14 protein-coding genes are annotated in these 15,382 nt (G+C 69.3%); 5 read left to right on the top strand and 9 right to left on the bottom strand.

What is annotated here, in order from left to right; genetic code table 11:
- Positions 1 to 71: 71 nt before the first annotated feature.
- Positions 72 to 1,778, bottom strand: coding sequence for a glycerol-3-phosphate dehydrogenase/oxidase (locus IEY89_RS17260; RefSeq protein ID WP_189148297.1), 1,707 nt, complete (start codon positions 1,776 to 1,778; stop codon positions 72 to 74).
- 294 nt (positions 1,779 to 2,072) lie between these two features.
- Here IEY89_RS17260 and IEY89_RS17255 point away from each other — a divergent pair, with 294 nt between their 5' ends.
- A complete protein-coding gene (locus tag IEY89_RS17255; RefSeq protein WP_189148296.1) occupies positions 2,073 to 3,281 on the top strand; it encodes a nucleotide sugar dehydrogenase in 1,209 nt (402 codons plus the stop codon).
- A gap of 594 nt (positions 3,282 to 3,875) precedes the next feature.
- Here the strand turns inward: IEY89_RS17255 and IEY89_RS17250 are convergent.
- The 4 genes from IEY89_RS17250 to IEY89_RS17235 all read right to left on the bottom strand — a co-directional run bounded on the left by IEY89_RS17250 (position 3,876) and on the right by IEY89_RS17235 (position 8,258).
- On the bottom strand, positions 3,876 to 5,000 hold the full coding sequence (locus IEY89_RS17250) for a GuaB3 family IMP dehydrogenase-related protein (protein WP_189148295.1): 1,125 nt from the start codon (positions 4,998 to 5,000) through the stop codon (positions 3,876 to 3,878).
- Between the two features lie 116 nt (positions 5,001 to 5,116).
- Positions 5,117 to 6,619, bottom strand: a complete 1,503-nt coding sequence (gene guaB, locus IEY89_RS17245; RefSeq protein WP_189148294.1) for an IMP dehydrogenase — start codon at positions 6,617 to 6,619, stop codon at positions 5,117 to 5,119.
- Positions 6,620 to 6,802: 183 nt separating this feature from the next.
- Entirely contained in the window at positions 6,803 to 7,390 is a 588-nt protein-coding gene (locus tag IEY89_RS17240; RefSeq protein ID WP_053741094.1) for a sigma-70 family RNA polymerase sigma factor, read from the bottom strand.
- 256 nt (positions 7,391 to 7,646) lie between these two features.
- Positions 7,647 to 8,258: a response regulator transcription factor gene (locus tag IEY89_RS17235; protein WP_003948568.1), complete on the bottom strand. Its 612-nt coding sequence runs from the start codon at positions 8,256 to 8,258 to the stop codon at positions 7,647 to 7,649.
- Positions 8,259 to 8,661: 403 nt separating this feature from the next.
- Here IEY89_RS17235 and IEY89_RS17230 point away from each other — a divergent pair, with 403 nt between their 5' ends.
- Positions 8,662 to 8,991 carry a WhiB family transcriptional regulator gene (locus IEY89_RS17230; protein ID WP_189148293.1) on the top strand — a complete coding sequence of 110 codons (330 nt, stop codon included), beginning with the start codon at positions 8,662 to 8,664 and terminating at the stop codon, positions 8,989 to 8,991.
- An 87-nt stretch (positions 8,992 to 9,078) separates the two neighbouring features.
- Here IEY89_RS17230 and IEY89_RS17225 read toward each other — a convergent pair whose 3' ends face one another.
- On the bottom strand, positions 9,079 to 9,978 hold the full coding sequence (locus IEY89_RS17225; protein WP_189148292.1) for a LysR family transcriptional regulator: 900 nt from the start codon (positions 9,976 to 9,978) through the stop codon (positions 9,079 to 9,081).
- Between the two features lie 130 nt (positions 9,979 to 10,108).
- On the opposite strand from IEY89_RS17225, the gene IEY89_RS17220 reads away from it, so the two are divergent.
- The 3 genes from IEY89_RS17220 to IEY89_RS17210 all read left to right on the top strand — a co-directional run bounded on the left by IEY89_RS17220 (position 10,109) and on the right by IEY89_RS17210 (position 12,481).
- Positions 10,109 to 10,771: an MOSC domain-containing protein gene (locus IEY89_RS17220; protein WP_189148291.1), complete on the top strand. Its 663-nt coding sequence runs from the start codon at positions 10,109 to 10,111 to the stop codon at positions 10,769 to 10,771.
- Positions 10,772 to 10,894: 123 nt separating this feature from the next.
- On the top strand, positions 10,895 to 11,668 hold the full coding sequence (locus IEY89_RS17215; RefSeq protein WP_189148290.1) for an SDR family NAD(P)-dependent oxidoreductase: 774 nt from the start codon (positions 10,895 to 10,897) through the stop codon (positions 11,666 to 11,668).
- A gap of 105 nt (positions 11,669 to 11,773) precedes the next feature.
- On the top strand, positions 11,774 to 12,481 hold the full coding sequence (locus tag IEY89_RS17210; RefSeq protein ID WP_189148289.1) for an ester cyclase: 708 nt from the start codon (positions 11,774 to 11,776) through the stop codon (positions 12,479 to 12,481).
- Between the two features lie 118 nt (positions 12,482 to 12,599).
- Here IEY89_RS17210 and groL read toward each other — a convergent pair whose 3' ends face one another.
- The 3 genes from groL to IEY89_RS17195 form a co-directional block, all read right to left on the bottom strand.
- Positions 12,600 to 14,225, bottom strand: coding sequence for a chaperonin GroEL (gene groL / locus IEY89_RS17205; protein ID WP_189148288.1), 1,626 nt, complete (start codon positions 14,223 to 14,225; stop codon positions 12,600 to 12,602).
- A gap of 121 nt (positions 14,226 to 14,346) precedes the next feature.
- Positions 14,347 to 14,655 (bottom strand): co-chaperone GroES, encoded by a 309-nt coding sequence (gene groES, locus IEY89_RS17200; protein ID WP_006377800.1) that lies wholly within the window; start codon positions 14,653 to 14,655, stop codon positions 14,347 to 14,349.
- A 155-nt stretch (positions 14,656 to 14,810) separates the two neighbouring features.
- Positions 14,811 to 15,371 (bottom strand): hypothetical protein, encoded by a 561-nt coding sequence (locus IEY89_RS17195; protein WP_189148287.1) that lies wholly within the window; start codon positions 15,369 to 15,371, stop codon positions 14,811 to 14,813.
- Between the last annotated feature and the right edge of the window lie 11 nt (positions 15,372 to 15,382).

Below are 15,382 nucleotides of genomic sequence, written 5' to 3'. Positions count from 1 at the left end.
GTTCGAGAGGTGCGGCCGGGGAGCCGCCGGGAGTCCGAAACCCGCGGTTCGTGACCGGAGGTGCCGAGGCGTCAGAGCGGCACGATGTCCGGCGCGCCCAGCCGCGCGGCGTCCGCCGTCAGGTCGTCGGGCTGCCGCTGCGACTCGCGCTCCGCCTCCACCCGCTTGTCGTAGTGCTCGACCTCACGCTCGATCTGGTCCTTGTCCCAGCCGAGGACGGGCGCCATCAGCTCCGCAGCCTCACGGGAACTTCGCGTTCCCCGGTCGAACGTCTCGATCGAGATCCGGGTACGCCGCGTCAGCACGTCGTCCAGATGCCGCGCCCCCTCGTGCGAGGCCGCGTACACGACCTCCGCCCGCAGATAGTCCTCCGCCCCCTGAAGCGGCTCGCCGAGCGAGGAGTCCGCGGCGATCAGGTCGAGGACCTCCTGCGCCAGTGAGCCGTACCGATTCAGCAGGTGCTCCACACGCACCACATGGAGGCCGGTGCGCGCGGCCGTCCGCGCCCGGGCGTTCCACAGCGCGCGGTAGCCCTCGGCCCCCAGCAACGGCACGTCCTCCGTCACGCACTCGGCGACCCGCTGGTCGAGCCCGTGCACCGCCGCGTCGACCGCGTCCTTCGCCATCACCCGGTACGTCGTGTACTTGCCGCCCGCCACGACCACGAGGCCCGGCACCGGATGCGCCACGGTGTGCTCGCGCGACAGCTTGCTGGTGGCGTCGGACTCACCGGCGAGCAGGGGCCGCAGGCCCGCGTACACACCCTGGACGTCGTCCCTGGTCAACGGCACCGCGAGCACCGAGTTCACGTGCTCCAGCAGATAGTCGATGTCGGCGCTGGACGCTGCCGGGTGCGCCTTGTCCAGGTCCCAGTCGGTGTCCGTCGTCCCGACGATCCAGTGCCGGCCCCACGGGATCACGAACAGCACGGACTTCTCGGTACGCAGGATCAGCCCGGTCGTCGAGTGGATCCGGTCCTTGGGCACGACCAGATGGATGCCCTTGGACGCCCGGACGTGGAACTGGCCGCGCTCGCCGACCATCCCCTGGGTGTCGTCGGTCCACACCCCGGTGGCGTTGACGATCTGCCGGGCGCGGATCTCGTACTCCCCGCCACCCTCGACATCCTGCACCCGGGCCCCGACGACCCGCTCTCCCTCGCGCAGGAAGCCGGTCACCCGCGCGCGGTTGGCGACCTTCGCGCCGTACGCCGCCGCCGTACGCACCAGGGTGGCCACATAGCGTGCGTCGTCCATCTGTGCGTCGTAGTACTGCAACGCTCCGACCAGCGCGTCCTTCTTCAAGGCGGGCGCGACACGCAGGGCGTGACGGCGGCTCAGGTGGCGGTGCGCGGGCAGGCCCCGCCCGTGCCCGCGGGCCATCGACATGGCGTCGTAGAGCGCGACGCCGGCCCCGGCGTACAGCCGCTCCCAGCCCTGGTGCTGAAGCGGATACAGGAACGCCACCGGCTTCACCAGGTGCGGAGCGAGCCGCTCCAGCAAGAGCCCGCGCTCCTTCAACGCCTCCCTTACGAGGCCGAAGTCGAGCATCTCCAGATAGCGCAGACCGCCGTGGATGAGCTTGCTGGACCTGCTCGACGTGCCCGACGCCCAGTCGCGGGCCTCCACCAGTCCCGTGGACAGGCCACGGGTCACGGAGTCGAGCGCGGTGCCCGCACCGACCACGCCTGCGCCGACCACCAGCACGTCCAGCTCACGCTCGGCCATCGCTGCCAGTGACTCGGCGCGCTGCGCCGGTCCCAGTGCCGCTGTCCTCATCGCTGCCTCCGCTGTCTGTCCCGCCGGCCACTTCCGCACGACCGGCTCACTGTGTTCCGCCGTACGGTTGCGCCTGCCCGAATCCCCTGCCCGAATTCTGACCGGGTTGCCCGACTTCGGCCACCACCCGCCCTCAGCCTGTGGACAACCCCCACAGAAACACCTGTGGAAACTCGCCCACCCAATCACGCATATCGGTCATATTTACTCCTAGTCTGACATTGCGCTCGCTCGTTCTGTCCACAGGGCTTGCGCACCTGTCCCGCTTCGGCTACTGGGAAGGACGGCCCACGCATGCCCGCAGATCTCGCCGTCATCGGACTCGGACATCTCGGCCTGCCGCTGGCCCAGGCCGCCGTCGCCGCCGGCATCCCCACCCTCGGGTACAAGACCGGCCCGGAGGCCGGTTCCCTGACGGCCGCCGAACTGCGCCGGATGCTCTCCGGAGGCTTCCGGACGGCCGCCGGCCCCGCCGAACTCGGCCGCGTACGCACCGCCGTCATCTGCGCCCCCACCCCGCGCGGCCCCGACGGAACCCTGGACCTGAGCCAGGTGGAGACCGCCGCCCGCACCCTCGCCGCCCGTCTGCGCCCGCACACCACGGTGATCCTGGAGTCGCCGGTGCGGCCGGGCACAACGGAGGAGTTCCTGCGCCCCCTGCTCGAAGAGGGCTCCGGACTACGGGCGGGCCGCGACTTCCACCTCGCCTACTCCCCCAGCCGCGTCGACCCCGGCAACCGCGACTTCACCCCCGCCAACACCCCCAAGGTCATCGGCGGCCTCACCCCCGCCTGCACCGAATCGGCCGCCGCCTTCTACGGCCGGCTCACCGACAAGGTGGTACGCGCGCGTGGACCCAGGGAAGCGGAGACGGTGCAGCTCCTGGAGACCAACTTCCGGCACGTCAACATCGCCCTCGTCAACGAGATGGCCGTCCTCTGCCACGACCTCGGCGTCGACCTGTGGGACGTCATCCGCTGCGCGGAGACCAAGCCGTTCGGCTTCCAGACGTTCCGCCCCGGCCCGGGCGTCGGCGGCCACGCCACCCCCCAGGACCTGCGGGGCCACACCGGCCGCACCCTCCGCATGGTGGAACTCGCCCAACAGGTCAACAACCACATGCCCCAGTACGTCATCCAGCGCGCGGCCACGCTCCTGAACGAGCACGGCAAGTCGGCCCGGGGCGCCCGCGTACTGCTCCTGGGCGTCACCTACAAGCCCGACCTGGCCGACCAGCAGGGCTCCCCCGCCCAGGAGATCGCGATCCGCCTGATGGAACTGGGCGCCTCCGTCAGCTACCACGACCCCCACGTCCCGTCCTGGAGCGTCCTGGACCGCCCCCTCCCGCGCGCGGACTCCCTCTACGAGGCGGCAGCCGACGCCGACCTGACGATCCTCCTCCAGCAGCACCGCACGTACGACCTCCAGGGCCTGTCGGTGAAGGCCCAGCTGCTGTTGGACACCCGAGGGGCCACGCCTACGGGGGCGGCGCATCGGTTGTGAGGGGGCGCATGCGGGTGGCTGCGCCTCCGGAGCCGGTGGCACACAGCGCGCCGCGCCGATACCCTACGAAAAAGGTGGAGCCCACCGCAGCGGGAACTGCGGCGGGCTCCTGAAAAGTGAACGGAGTGTCCACCCCTAGTTCTCTTGGGGGTGGCCGCCCACTTTCCGTAGGTCCACAAGAGGCACCTCCTCCGGAACTTGACCGCCCTAAGACGGATCCGGTCCCAGCGGGTGGGCTTGCGGTAGCGACCCATGGGCGCCCCCTTCCGCGATGCCGCCCATAGACCCGGTAGGCGGTTTGCTGGAACTCGGGCCGGGCCCCGACGGGCGGGGGTCCGGAACCATGTCCCTGGCAGGGGGCGCTCCAGAGAAACCGGGGGCGCCGCGCACACGCTAGCGGCCTCGCCGCCCTTGGCCAGCCCGCATTCGCCCCGAAAGCAACCGTGCGCCCCCCTCCCGCAAAACACGCCCCACCAGGCCCACTTGGACACGCGAAGGGGCCCGGCCACCCCTACGGGTAACCGGGCCCCTTCGTCGTTTCAGACCGTCCAGGCCGCTGACGCCACGCAAGCCGAGCACAGCGTCACCTCAAGCTCACCGCATGTGCGTCGAGTCCGCCACCGTCACCTCGATGCGCTGGAACTCCTTGAGGTCGCTGTAGCCGGTGGTGGCCATGGCGCGGCGCAGGGCGCCGAAGAAGTTCATCGAGCCGTCGGGAATGTGCGAGGGGCCCAGGAGGACCTCCTCCATCGTGCCGACCGTGCCGAGGTCGACCTTCTTGCCGCGCGGCAGCTCCTCGTTCACCGCCTCCATGCCCCAGTGGTGGCCCTTGCCGGGCGCGTCCGTGGCGCGGGCCAGCGGGGAGCCCATCATCACGGCGTCGGCGCCGCAGGCGATCGCCTTGGGGAGGTCGCCGGACCAGCCGACGCCGCCGTCGGCGATCACGTGCACGTACCGGCCGCCGGACTCGTCCATGTAGTCGCGGCGGGCGGCGGCCACATCGGCGACCGAGGTGGCCATCGGGACCCGGATGCCCAGCACGTTGCGCGTGGTGTGCGCGGCGCCGCCACCGAAGCCGACGAGCACGCCGGCCGCGCCGGTACGCATCAGGTGCAGGGCGGCGGTGTACGTGGCGCAGCCGCCGACGATCACCGGGACGTCCAGCTCGTAGATGAACTGCTTCAGGTTCAGCGGTTCGGCGGCACTGGAGACGTGCTCCGCGGAGACCGTCGTACCGCGGATGACGAAGATGTCCACACCCGCGTCGACGACGGCCTTGGAGAACTGGGCCGTGCGCTGCGGGGAGAGCGCGGCGGCGGTGACCACACCCGAGTCGCGCACCTCCTTGATGCGCGCGCCGATCAGCTCCTCCCTGATGGGCGCCGCGTAGATCTCCTGGAGGCGACGGGTCGCGTTGTCCACGTCCAGCTCTGCGATCTCGTCGAGCAGCGGCTGCGGGTCCTCGTACCTCGTCCAGAGGCCTTCCAGGTTCAGGACGCCGAGGCCGCCCAGCTCGCCGATGCGGATCGCGGTGGCCGGGGAGACGATTGAGTCCATGGGAGCCGCCAGGAAGGGCAGCTCGAAGCGGTAGGCGTCGATCTGCCAGGCGATCGAGACCTCCTTCGGGTCGCGCGTACGACGGCTCGGGACGACGGCGATGTCGTCGAAGGCGTACGCCCTACGGCCGCGCTTGCCGCGCCCGATCTCGATCTCAGTCACGTGTGTGGCCTTTCCATCCTTGGTTCTGCGCCTCCCAGTATCCCCGACGGGCACGACGAAGGCGGTCCCGGAGTACCTCCGGGACCGCCCCTCGCGCGTCCGGCTACCGCTCGCGCCTACTTACGGCTGTAGTTGGGCGCCTCGACCGTCATCTGGATGTCGTGCGGGTGGCTCTCCTTGAGACCCGCGGACGTGATGCGGACGAAACGGCCCTTGGTCTCCATCTCACCGACGGTGGCCGCCCCGACGTACCCCATCGTCTGGCGCAGACCGCCGACGAGCTGGTGCAGCACGTTGGCCAGCGGACCGCGGTAGGGCACCTGGCCCTCGATGCCCTCGGGGACGAGCTTGTCGTCGGCGCCGACGTCGGCCTGGAAGTAGCGGTCCTTGGAGTACGACTTCGCCTGGCCGCGCGACTGCATGGCGCCCAGCGAACCCATACCGCGGTACGACTTGAACTGCTTGCCGTTGATGAACTGCAGCTCGCCCGGCGACTCCTCGCAGCCCGCCAGCAGACTGCCCAGCATCACGGAGTCGGCGCCGGCGGCCAGCGCCTTGCCGATGTCGCCGGAGTACTGCAGGCCCCCGTCTCCGATCACCGGGATACCGGCGACGCGGGCCGCGAGGGCGGCCTCATAGATGGCCGTCACCTGCGGTACGCCGATGCCGGCGACGACGCGGGTGGTGCAGATGGAGCCGGGGCCGACGCCCACCTTGATGCCGTCGACGCCCGCGTCGATCAGGGCCTGGGCGCCGTCACGCGTGGCCACGTTGCCGCCGATCACGTCGACGTGGACGCTGGCCTTGATCTTGGACATCCAGCTCAGGGCGTTGCTGTTGTGCCCGTGCGAGGTGTCGACGACCAGGAAGTCCACGCCCGCCTCGGCGAGTGCCTGGGCGCGCTCCAGGGCCTCGGGACTGGCGCCGACGGCCGCACCGACGAGCAGCCGTCCCTCGGCGTCCTTGGCGGCACTCGGGTACTTCTCGGCCTTCACGAAGTCCTTGACCGTGATGAGGCCCTTGAGGAGACCGGAGTCGTCGACCAGGGGAAGCTTCTCGATCTTGTGGCGGCGCAGCAGCTCCATGGCCTCGGTCCCGGAGATACCGACCTTGCCCGTGACCAGCGGCATCGGCGTCATGACCTCGCGGACCTGACGCGAACGGTCGGTCTCGAAGGCCATGTCGCGGTTGGTGACGATGCCGAGCAGCTTGCCGTTTCCGTCCGTCACGGGGACGCCGCTGATACGGAACTTGGCGCACAGCGCGTCGGCCTCGCCCAGCGTCGCGTCCGGGTTCACCGTGATCGGGTCGGTGACCATGCCGGACTCGGAGCGCTTCACGAGGTCGACCTGGTTGACCTGGTCCTCGATGGAGAGATTGCGGTGCAGCACGCCCACACCGCCCTGGCGGGCCATGGCGATCGCCATGCGCGACTCGGTGACCTTGTCCATCGCCGCGGAGAGCAGCGGGATGTTGACGCGGACGTTGCGGGAGATGAGGGACGAGGTGTCGACCGCGTTGGGCAGCACTTCGGATGCGCCCGGCAGCAGCAGCACGTCGTCGTAGGTCAGCCCGAGTGTCGCGAATTTGGCGGGCACTCCGTCGACGTTCGCAGTCATGACACCTTCTCCAAAGCCTTGATCGGTGCGGATGTCCATGCTAACGGGAAGCACGGGTCCCGAATTCCACGGTGCGAGCTGCCTCGGGGCTTCGTATGTTCGTACGGAGTCGCCTGTTCGTACGGAGTCGGTGCGCCGACCGTTCACACCGGGCCGGGAAAAGCGGGTCCGTGACTGCGGCCCTTACTGCTCCGCCAGCGCCCGGAGCCGACTCAGCGCGCGATGCTGGGCCACGCGCACCGCGCCGGGTGACATTCCCAACATCTGGCCCGTCTCCTCCGCCGTGAGGCCCACCGCGATGCGCAGCAGGAGCAGTTCGCGCTGGTTCTCGGGGAGGTTGGCCATGAGTTTCTTGGCCCATTCGGCGTCGCTGCTGAGGAGGGCGCGTTCCTCCGGGCCCAGGGAGTCGTCAGGGCGTTCCGGCATCTCGTCCGAGGGGACCGCAGTCGAACCCGGGTGGCGCATCGCGGCGCGCTGCAGGTCGGCGACCTTGTGCGCGGCGATCGCGAAGACGAACGCCTCGAACGGGCGTCCGGTGTCGCGGTAGCGCGGCAGGGCGAGGAGTACGGCGACGCAGACCTCCTGCGCCAGGTCCTCCACGAAGTGCCGCGCGTCGCCCGGCAGTCGGGACAGCCGGGTGCGGCAGTAGCGCAGCGCGAGGGGGTGGACATGGGCGAGCAGGTCGTGCGTGGCCTGCTCGTCCCCGTCGACGGCGCGGTGGACGAGCGCACCAATCACCCCATGGGCATAAGCCGCCTCGTCGTCACGCATCGGACCATGGTGCCTTGGCGTCGCTCTCTCCGTGGCACCGCGTCCGTTGTTGTGCACCGAAGCGTTATGAGCAGGTGCGCCGGAACTCATCTCCTGCGCCCTCCCCTTCCGCTCGATCGACTCGTCCCCGAGGAACTCCACACCTCAAGGATGCGGCATCCGCGGCGAAACGAGCAGCGGGTACCCGGCGGGCCGTTTGGCGACCCCCGCCCACCGTGCGGCAGGCGGGGACTTTTTCACGCCCGGCGAGGTCCACTTAACGGACCAGACCCCACCGGAAACCGAGCGCCACCGCGTGCGCGCGGTCCGAGGCGCCGAGCTTCTTGAACAGGCGCCTGGCGTGCGTCTTCACCGTGTCCTCGGAGAGGAACAGTTCGCGTCCGATCTCCGCGTTCGACCGGCCGTGGCTCATGCCTTCCAGGACCTGGATCTCGCGCGCGGTGAGCGTGGGCGCTGCGCCCATCTCGGCCGAGCGGAGCCGGCGCGGTGCGAGCCGCCAGGTCGGGTCGGCCAGTGCCTGCGTCACCGTGGCCCGCAGTTCGGCGCGCGACGCGTCCTTGTGCAGATAGCCGCGGGCACCGGCGGCGACAGCAAGTGCCACACCGTCCAGGTCCTCGGCGACGGTGAGCATGATGATGCGTGCTCCGGGGTCGGCGGACAGCAGCCGCCGGACCGTCTCGACGCCGCCCAGGCCGGGCATGCGTACGTCCATCAGAATCAGGTCCGAACGGTCGGCACCCCAGCGGCGGAGGACTTCCTCGCCGTTGGCCGCCGTGGTCACGCGCTCGACACCGGGCACGGTCGCGACCGCGCGGCGGAGCGCCTCTCGGGCAAGCGGGGAGTCGTCGCAGACGAGGACGGATGTCATGGCCGCCCTCCGCAGCTGATGCGCGTCACCTTGAGCCTCCAGGCTGGTACAAATCGTCACCTGTGCGGTTGACGCCCGACCGATTTTTCCGGCAGTGGGTACTGCCGCCCGTCCGAGCGCTTGTTCCTCCAACCGCCTCCGCACATTCAACGACGGTCACTCGAAAGAGTTACGGGGCCGTGTGTCGTCTTCGGCACTCTACGTGAGGGCGCGCACACGGTGCAGACATGCACAACAGACCCTCAACCTTTCAACACAACCTATGCCCCATTTAGACGTTTTTCTTCCCTTTTATTGGTGTCTGAGGCTAGATTCGCAATGAGTCATATTTTCATCTCCTTAGATCGTAGTTGTACGGTCAGGGGCACTGACTCAGCCCAGAACGGCAACAAGGGGACACGCAATGGCAGATTTCTCCCGCCTTCCCGGTCCGAACGCGGACCTCTGGGACTGGCAGCTCCTCGCGGCCTGCCGCGGGGTCGACAGCTCGCTCTTCTTCCACCCGGAAGGGGAGCGCGGTGCGGCACGGAGCGCTCGCGAGAACTCGGCCAAGGAGGTCTGCATGAGATGCCCGGTCCGCGCGCAGTGCGCGGCGCACGCGCTGGCGGTGCGGGAACCCTACGGCGTGTGGGGCGGGTTGACCGAGGACGAACGTGAAGAGCTGATGGGGCGGGCGCGCAACCGGCTGGTGTCGGCGTCGGCCGGTGGCGGGGACCTTCGCTCGAACACCTGAAGGAACGTTTCCTCATAGACCAGGCGAAGCGCGGGCTCTGGTCGAAGGCACGCGCACGCGTGCGCGTGCCTTCGACCAGAGCCCGCCTCAGACTCGCGCCGCCGCCCGCGCCAGCTGCTCCAGCGTCGCCGCCACCGCCGGCACCCGCGCCAGGTCGGGCAGGGTCAGCGCGACGATCTCCCTCCGTACCGCCGGCTCCAGCGTCACCGTGCGCGCGCCCCGTGGCCGTACGGAGTCGAGGGCGAGCTGGGGCAGGACCGCCACGCCCAGGCCAGCGCCCACCAGGCCGATCACCGCGGGGTAGTCGTCGGTCGCGAAGTCGATGCGCGGGGTGAAGCCCGCGCTCGCGCAAGCCTCGACGAGCTGGCCCCGGCAGCGCGGACAGCCGGCGATCCACGGCTCGGCGGCGAGTTCACCGAGGGCGACCGACTCGGCGCGGGACAGCCGGTGCCCTTCGGGTACCAGGCCGACGAGGCGGTCGGTGAGGAGGGGACGGACCACCAGGTCGTCCCACTCACCGGCGCCGGCCGCGCCCTCGTACCGGAAGGCGAGGGCCACGTCGCAGTCACCCTCGCGCAACAGTTCGACGGATTGCGGGGGTTCGGCCTCCTCCAGGGAGACCCGGGTGCCGGGGTGGGCGGCGCGCAGGGCGGCGAGGGCCGTCGGGACGAGGGTGGAACTGCCGCTGGGGAAGGAGACCAGCCGGACCCGGCCCGCCCGCAGTCCGGCGATCGCTGCGACCTCCTCCTCCGCTGCCGTGAGGCCCGAAAGGATGCCGGCCGCGTGTCGCACCAGGGCCTCGCCTGCCTGGGTCAGACGCATCTCGCGCCCACTGCGGATGAGCAGCGGCGTACCGACCGAGGCCTCCAGGGCCTTCATCTGCTGGCTCACGGCGGGCTGGGTGCAGCCCAGTTCGCGGCCCGCCGCCGAGAAGGAGCCGGTGGCGGCCACTGCACGCAGGACACGGAGATGACGGGCTTCGATCATTTTTCGATCATAAGTGAACCTTGGAGACAGTGGCGAATAATGCGTCGACACTTTGGGCAAGAGTGACTTAGCGTGTGGTCGTGGTCATGGATGTGGTGTCGAAGTGATGAGTGCGGGGGCGAGTGGCGTGATGAAGGTGTTGTCCGTGAACGTGGGCCGTGCGCAGTCCGTGCCGTACACGGATCATCCGCAGGGCACCGCCATCGACAAGCGGCCCGTGGACGGACCGGTGCGGGTGGCCGCGCCCGGGCCCAAGGGGATCGGCGGCAGCGGTCTGGCCGGGGACACGGTGTGCTCGAAGGAGCACCACGGCGGTGACGAACAGGCGGTGTACGCGGTCGCGCGCGAGGATCTCGACGAGTGGGAGCGCGAGTTGGGCCGCCCGCTGAGCGACGGGATGTTCGGCGAGAACGTCACGACCCGGGGGCTGGACGTGTCCGGTGCGCTGATCGGCGAGCGCTGGCGGATCGGGCCCGAGGTGGTCCTGGAGGTCACCAGCGGGCGTATCCCCTGTGTGACGTTTCAGGGCCATCTGGGTGAGAAAAGGTGGGTGAAACGGTTCACGGAGCGGGGTGCGCCGGGCGCCTATCTGCGGGTGATCGAGCCGGGTGAGATACGGGCGGGCGACCCGGTCGACATCGTGCACCGGCCGGACCACGACGTGACGGTCGCCCTGTACTTCCGGGCTCTGACGACCGAGCGGGCACTGCTGCCCCGGCTGCTCACGGCTGGTGCGGCGCTGCATTCGGAGGCGGCGACGGCGGTTCGCGAGTATGTGAAGAAGTACGGCTGACGCGCGCGGGCGGCGCGGCTGCTGACAAGGGATTACGTCAGGGGCCCCGCGCGGGGACTTCACGATCGGGAGGGAGCGTGCAGGGGGGCGGACGAGCACGGTCGGGGTCACTAATCTTGCGCCATGACAACGGCTCTGATTACGGGATCGACCGCGGGAATCGGCGCCGCGTTCGCGCGGCGGCTGGCGGCCGACGGCCACAACCTCGTCCTGGTGGCGCGCGATGCCAAGCGGCTCGGCGAGCAGGCGACCGAACTGCACGACCGGCACGGTATCGAGGCGGAGGTGCTGAGCGCCGACCTCGCTACGGACGCCGGCATCGAGGCGGTCGCCGATCGCCTCGGCGACCGCAAGAACCCCGTTGACCTGCTGGTCAACAACGCCGGCTTCGGCAACAAGGGCCGCTATCTCGACGTGTCGATGGCGGACGAGCTGAGGATGCTCAAGGTGCACTGCGAGGCGGTGCTGCGGCTGACCAGCGCGGCGGCCGAGGCCATGCGGGAGCGAGGGCGCGGGGGTGTCGTCAATGTGGCGTCGGTCGCCGCCTTCGTGCCGCGGGGTACGTACGGGGCGTCGAAGGCGTGGGTCGTGCAGTTCACGCAGGGTGCGGCGAAGGACCTGGCCGGGAGCGGGGTGCGGCTGATGGCGCTGGCTCCCGGTTTCGTGCGTACGGAGTTCCACGAGCGGGCCGGGATGGGGACCGACAACATCCCGAACTGGATGTGGCTGGACGCGGACAAGCTGGTCGCGGCGGCGCTCGCCGATCTGGCCCGGGGCAAGTCGCTGTCGATCCCGGACCCGCGATACAAGGCGCTGATGGGGGTGGTGAAGGTGACGCCCAGGGCGCTGCTGGGCGGGATCTCGTCGAAGACGGGGCGGAAGTACGGACCTCAGTGACACCTTTACCGGTCTTGGTACCGGTTTCGGTGCAGGAGGTGGTGCCGCGACTCCGGTGGGAGTATGGAGAGAGGTACCGGACCCAGGGGGGCCGGAGGCGGCGCCATGACATTCGTACAGCTGATTGACTGCAGAACCAGTCGGTTCGACGAGATGAACCGACTGATGGACACCTGGGTCGAACAGACCAGAGGGAAGCGGAGCGCGACGCACACGCTGGTCGGCAAGGATCTCTCGGACTCGTCGCACTTCGTCGAGATCGTGGAGTTCCCGTCGTACGAGGAGGCGATGCGGAACTCGAACCTTCCCGAGACCGACAGGATCTTCCGGGAGATGGTCGCCCTGTGCGACGAGATGCCGACGTTCACGGATCTGGACGTGGTGCGGGACGAGCAGTTGTGCGCGGACTCCTCGCGGCGGTTCTTCGAAATGATCGCCACCCGGGGTGAACTGCCCCCGCTCAACGACCTGTTCGTGGAGAGCTACCACGACCACGACCCGTCCAACGAGCAGGATGTCGTCGGGCTGGACGCGGCCCGGCGCGAGATGCAGATGTGGCGCGCGGGCTTCGACTTCGCGTTCACCGTGCACGAGCAGATCGCCCAGGGCGACCGGGTCTGCACCCGCTGGACGTGGAACGGAACCCAGCGGGGCGACTTCATGGGGATTCCCAGCAGCGGCAGGAAGGCCTCGATGACCGGCACGACCATCCACCGGTTCGACTCGGACGGGAAGATCGTCGAGGGCTGGTGGGAGTACGACCGGCTGGGGCTGATGGGGCAGCTAGGGGCGCTGGACTCGTTGGAGCAGTAGAGCGGTAGAGCGAGGCTTGGGGTGCGTGCGTACGGGGACCACTGACCGCCCGCGAAGGGAGAAACCCCCCGTTCCAGCCAGGAACGGGGGGTTTCTTCGTGCTGCGTGAGCTGTTGGCTCAGTGGGAGTGGCCGTGGCCGTGGCCCCCGGCGGCCGGCTCTTCCTCTTCCTTCTTCTCGACGACCAGGGTCTCGGTCGTGAGGAGGAGGGAGGCGATCGAGGCCGCGTTCTCCAGGGCGGAGCGGGTGACCTTGACCGGGTCGATGACGCCCTGCTTGACCAGGTCGCCGTACTCGCCGGTCGCGGCGTTGAAGCCCTGGCCCTTGTCGAGCTCGGCGACCTTGGAGGTGATGACGTAACCCTCCAGGCCGGCGTTCTCGGCGATCCAGCGCAGCGGCTCGACGGCGGCCTTGCGGACGACCGCGACACCCGTCGCCTCGTCGCCGGTCTTGCCGAGGTTGCCCTCGAGGACCTTCACGGCGTGGACGAGCGCGGAGCCACCACCGGAGACGATGCCCTCTTCGACCGCGGCGCGGGTCGCGGAGATGGCGTCCTCGAGACGGTGCTTCTTCTCCTTCAGCTCCACCTCGGTGGCGGCGCCGACCTTGATCACGCACACGCCGCCGGCCAGCTTCGCGAGGCGCTCCTGGAGCTTCTCGCGGTCCCAGTCGGAGTCCGTGTTCTCGATCTCGGCCTTGATCTGGTTGACGCGGCCGGCCACTGCGCCCTTGTCGCCACCGCCGTCGACGATGACCGTGTCGTCCTTCGAGATGGTGACGCGGCGGGCGGTGCCCAGCACGTCGAGACCGACCTGGTCGAGCTTGAGGCCGACCTCCTCGGCGATGACCTCGGCGCCGGTGAGCGCGGCCATGTCGCCGAGCATCGCCTTGCGGCGGTCACCGAAGCCGGGGGCCTTGACCGCGACCGCGTTGAAGGTGCCGCGGATCTTGTTCACGACCAGGGTCGACAGGGCCTCGCCCTCGACGTCCTCGGCGATGATCAGCAGCGGCTTGGAGGAGTTGGTCTGGATGACCTTCTCCAGCAGCGGCAGCAGGTCCTGGATGGAGGCGATCTTGCCCTGGTGGATCAGGATGTACGGGTCGTCGAGGACGGCCTCCATACGCTCCTGGTCGGACACCATGTAGGGGGAAAGGTAGCCCTTGTCGAAGGCCATGCCCTCGGTGAAGTCGAGCTCCAGGCCGAAGGTGTTGGACTCCTCGACGGTGATGACACCGTCCTTGCCGACCTTGTCCATCGCCTCGGCGATGAGCTCGCCGACCTGCGTGTCCTGCGCGGAGAGCGCGGCCACGGCGGCGATGTCGGACTTCTCCTCGATCGGGCGGGCGGTCGCGAGGAGCTCCTCGGACACAGCCTTGACCGCCGCGTCGATGCCCTTCTTCAGGGCGGCCGGGGAGGCGCCGGCGGCGACGTTCTTCAGGCCCTCGCGGACGAGCGCCTGGGCCAGCACGGTGGCGGTGGTCGTACCGTCACCCGCGATGTCGTTGGTCTTGGTCGCCACCTCCTTCACCAGCTGGGCGCCGAGGTTCTCGTACGGGTCGTCGAGCTCGACCTCGCGGGCGATGGTGACGCCGTCGTTGGTGATGGTGGGAGCGCCGAACTTCTTGTCGATGACGACGTTGCGGCCCTTGGGGCCGATCGTCACCTTGACCGTGTCGGCAAGCTTGTTGACGCCGCGCTCAAGGGCGCGACGGGCGTCCTCGTCGAACTTCAGGATCTTCGCCATAGGAGCGGTTCAGCCCTCTCGGAAAACTTGGGTGAACGAACCGCGCCCCCAGCACCCGGCTTGTTGAGAGTCGCGGGGGCCAGGGGCGCAGTTCACTGCAATGCTGGTAATACCGGGTGAATTACTTCTCTACGATCGCGAGCACGTCGCGAGCCGAGAGGACGAGGTACTCCTCGCCGTTGTACTTCACCTCGGTGCCGCCGTACTTGCTGTACAGCACGATGTCGCCGGTCTTCACGTCGAGCGGAAGCCGCTCGCCGTTCTCGAAGCGGCCCGGGCCAACAGCCAGGACAACGCCCTCCTGGGGCTTCTCCTTGGCCGTGTCCGGAATGACCAGGCCAGAGGCCGTGGTCTGCTCGGCTTCGAGCGGCTGGACCACAATGCGGTCCTCGAGCGGCTTGATGGCAACCTTGGAGCTGGTGGTCGTCACGATCCGACCTCCCCCTTCGGAGATCTCACGGGGTTAACTGTCTGAGGTGGCGACCAGGTCGATCCGTCGTCGCGGGTGCCGGACCTGCCCGTCGCTATTGGCACTCTCCAGTGGGGAGTGCCAGACCAGAGACTATGACTGCGATTAGCACTCGGTCAAGCGGAGTGCCAATCCCGTCGTCGGTTGCGTGGGGTGGAGGCAGGGTGTCGATGCGTCTGCGACCAGGTGAGACCGAGGCCGTCGGCCATCGGGTGGTGACCCTGCTCGATGCCGTCCGGCAGCTGCGCCACGCCTCGCCCGATGCCACCGGGCGCCCTCAGGTGATCGCGATCGACGGGCGGGGCGGTGCCGGCAGGACGACCCTGGCCGAGCGTCTGCGCGACGTCGTGCCCGGCTCCGCCGTCGTGCACACCGACGACATCGCCTGGAACCACGCCTGCTTCGACTGGGCGACCGTGCTCGTCGAGAACGTCCTGCGCCCCCTGTACCGGGGTGCCGCGGTGGACTTCCGCCCCGACGCCTGGATCGCCCATGGCCGGCCAGGATCGATCACCGTCCCCACCGGTGCCGACGTCGTCCGGGTCGAGGGCACGGGCGTCATCCGCGAGGAGCTCGCCCCGTGGCTCGACGCCTCGGTGTGGATGCAGGGCGACCTCGACGAGCAGGAGCGCCTGCCGACCGCCCGCGACGGTGACTCCCCCGCACAGCGGGAGCACGTGGCGAACTG

The sequence above is a fragment of the Streptomyces lacrimifluminis genome (genome assembly GCF_014646095.1).
Lineage (GTDB): Bacteria > Actinomycetota > Actinomycetes > Streptomycetales > Streptomycetaceae > Streptomyces > Streptomyces lacrimifluminis.
The sequence above is the reverse complement of the archived record's forward strand: the minus strand, read 5'-3'. Positions and strand labels throughout refer to the sequence as shown.

Excerpts from the sequence above, each read along its gene's own strand:
- IEY89_RS17260 (WP_189148297.1), bottom strand. The coding sequence starts at position 1,778 with ATGAGGACAGCGGCACTGGGACCGGCGCAGCGCGCCGAGTCACTGGCA.
- IEY89_RS17255 (WP_189148296.1), top strand. The coding sequence starts at position 2,073 with ATGCCCGCAGATCTCGCCGTCATCGGACTCGGACATCTCGGCCTGCCG.
- guaB (WP_189148294.1), bottom strand. The coding sequence starts at position 6,619 with ATGACTGCGAACGTCGACGGAGTGCCCGCCAAATTCGCGACACTCGGG.
- IEY89_RS17240 (WP_053741094.1), bottom strand. The coding sequence starts at position 7,390 with ATGCGTGACGACGAGGCGGCTTATGCCCATGGGGTGATTGGTGCGCTC.
- IEY89_RS17235 (WP_003948568.1), bottom strand. The coding sequence starts at position 8,258 with ATGACATCCGTCCTCGTCTGCGACGACTCCCCGCTTGCCCGAGAGGCG.
- IEY89_RS17230 (WP_189148293.1), top strand. The coding sequence starts at position 8,662 with ATGGCAGATTTCTCCCGCCTTCCCGGTCCGAACGCGGACCTCTGGGAC.
- IEY89_RS17225 (WP_189148292.1), bottom strand. The coding sequence starts at position 9,978 with ATGATCGAAGCCCGTCATCTCCGTGTCCTGCGTGCAGTGGCCGCCACC.
- IEY89_RS17220 (WP_189148291.1), top strand. The coding sequence starts at position 10,109 with ATGAAGGTGTTGTCCGTGAACGTGGGCCGTGCGCAGTCCGTGCCGTAC.
- IEY89_RS17215 (WP_189148290.1), top strand. The coding sequence starts at position 10,895 with ATGACAACGGCTCTGATTACGGGATCGACCGCGGGAATCGGCGCCGCG.
- IEY89_RS17210 (WP_189148289.1), top strand. The coding sequence starts at position 11,774 with ATGACATTCGTACAGCTGATTGACTGCAGAACCAGTCGGTTCGACGAG.
- groL (WP_189148288.1), bottom strand. The coding sequence starts at position 14,225 with ATGGCGAAGATCCTGAAGTTCGACGAGGACGCCCGTCGCGCCCTTGAG.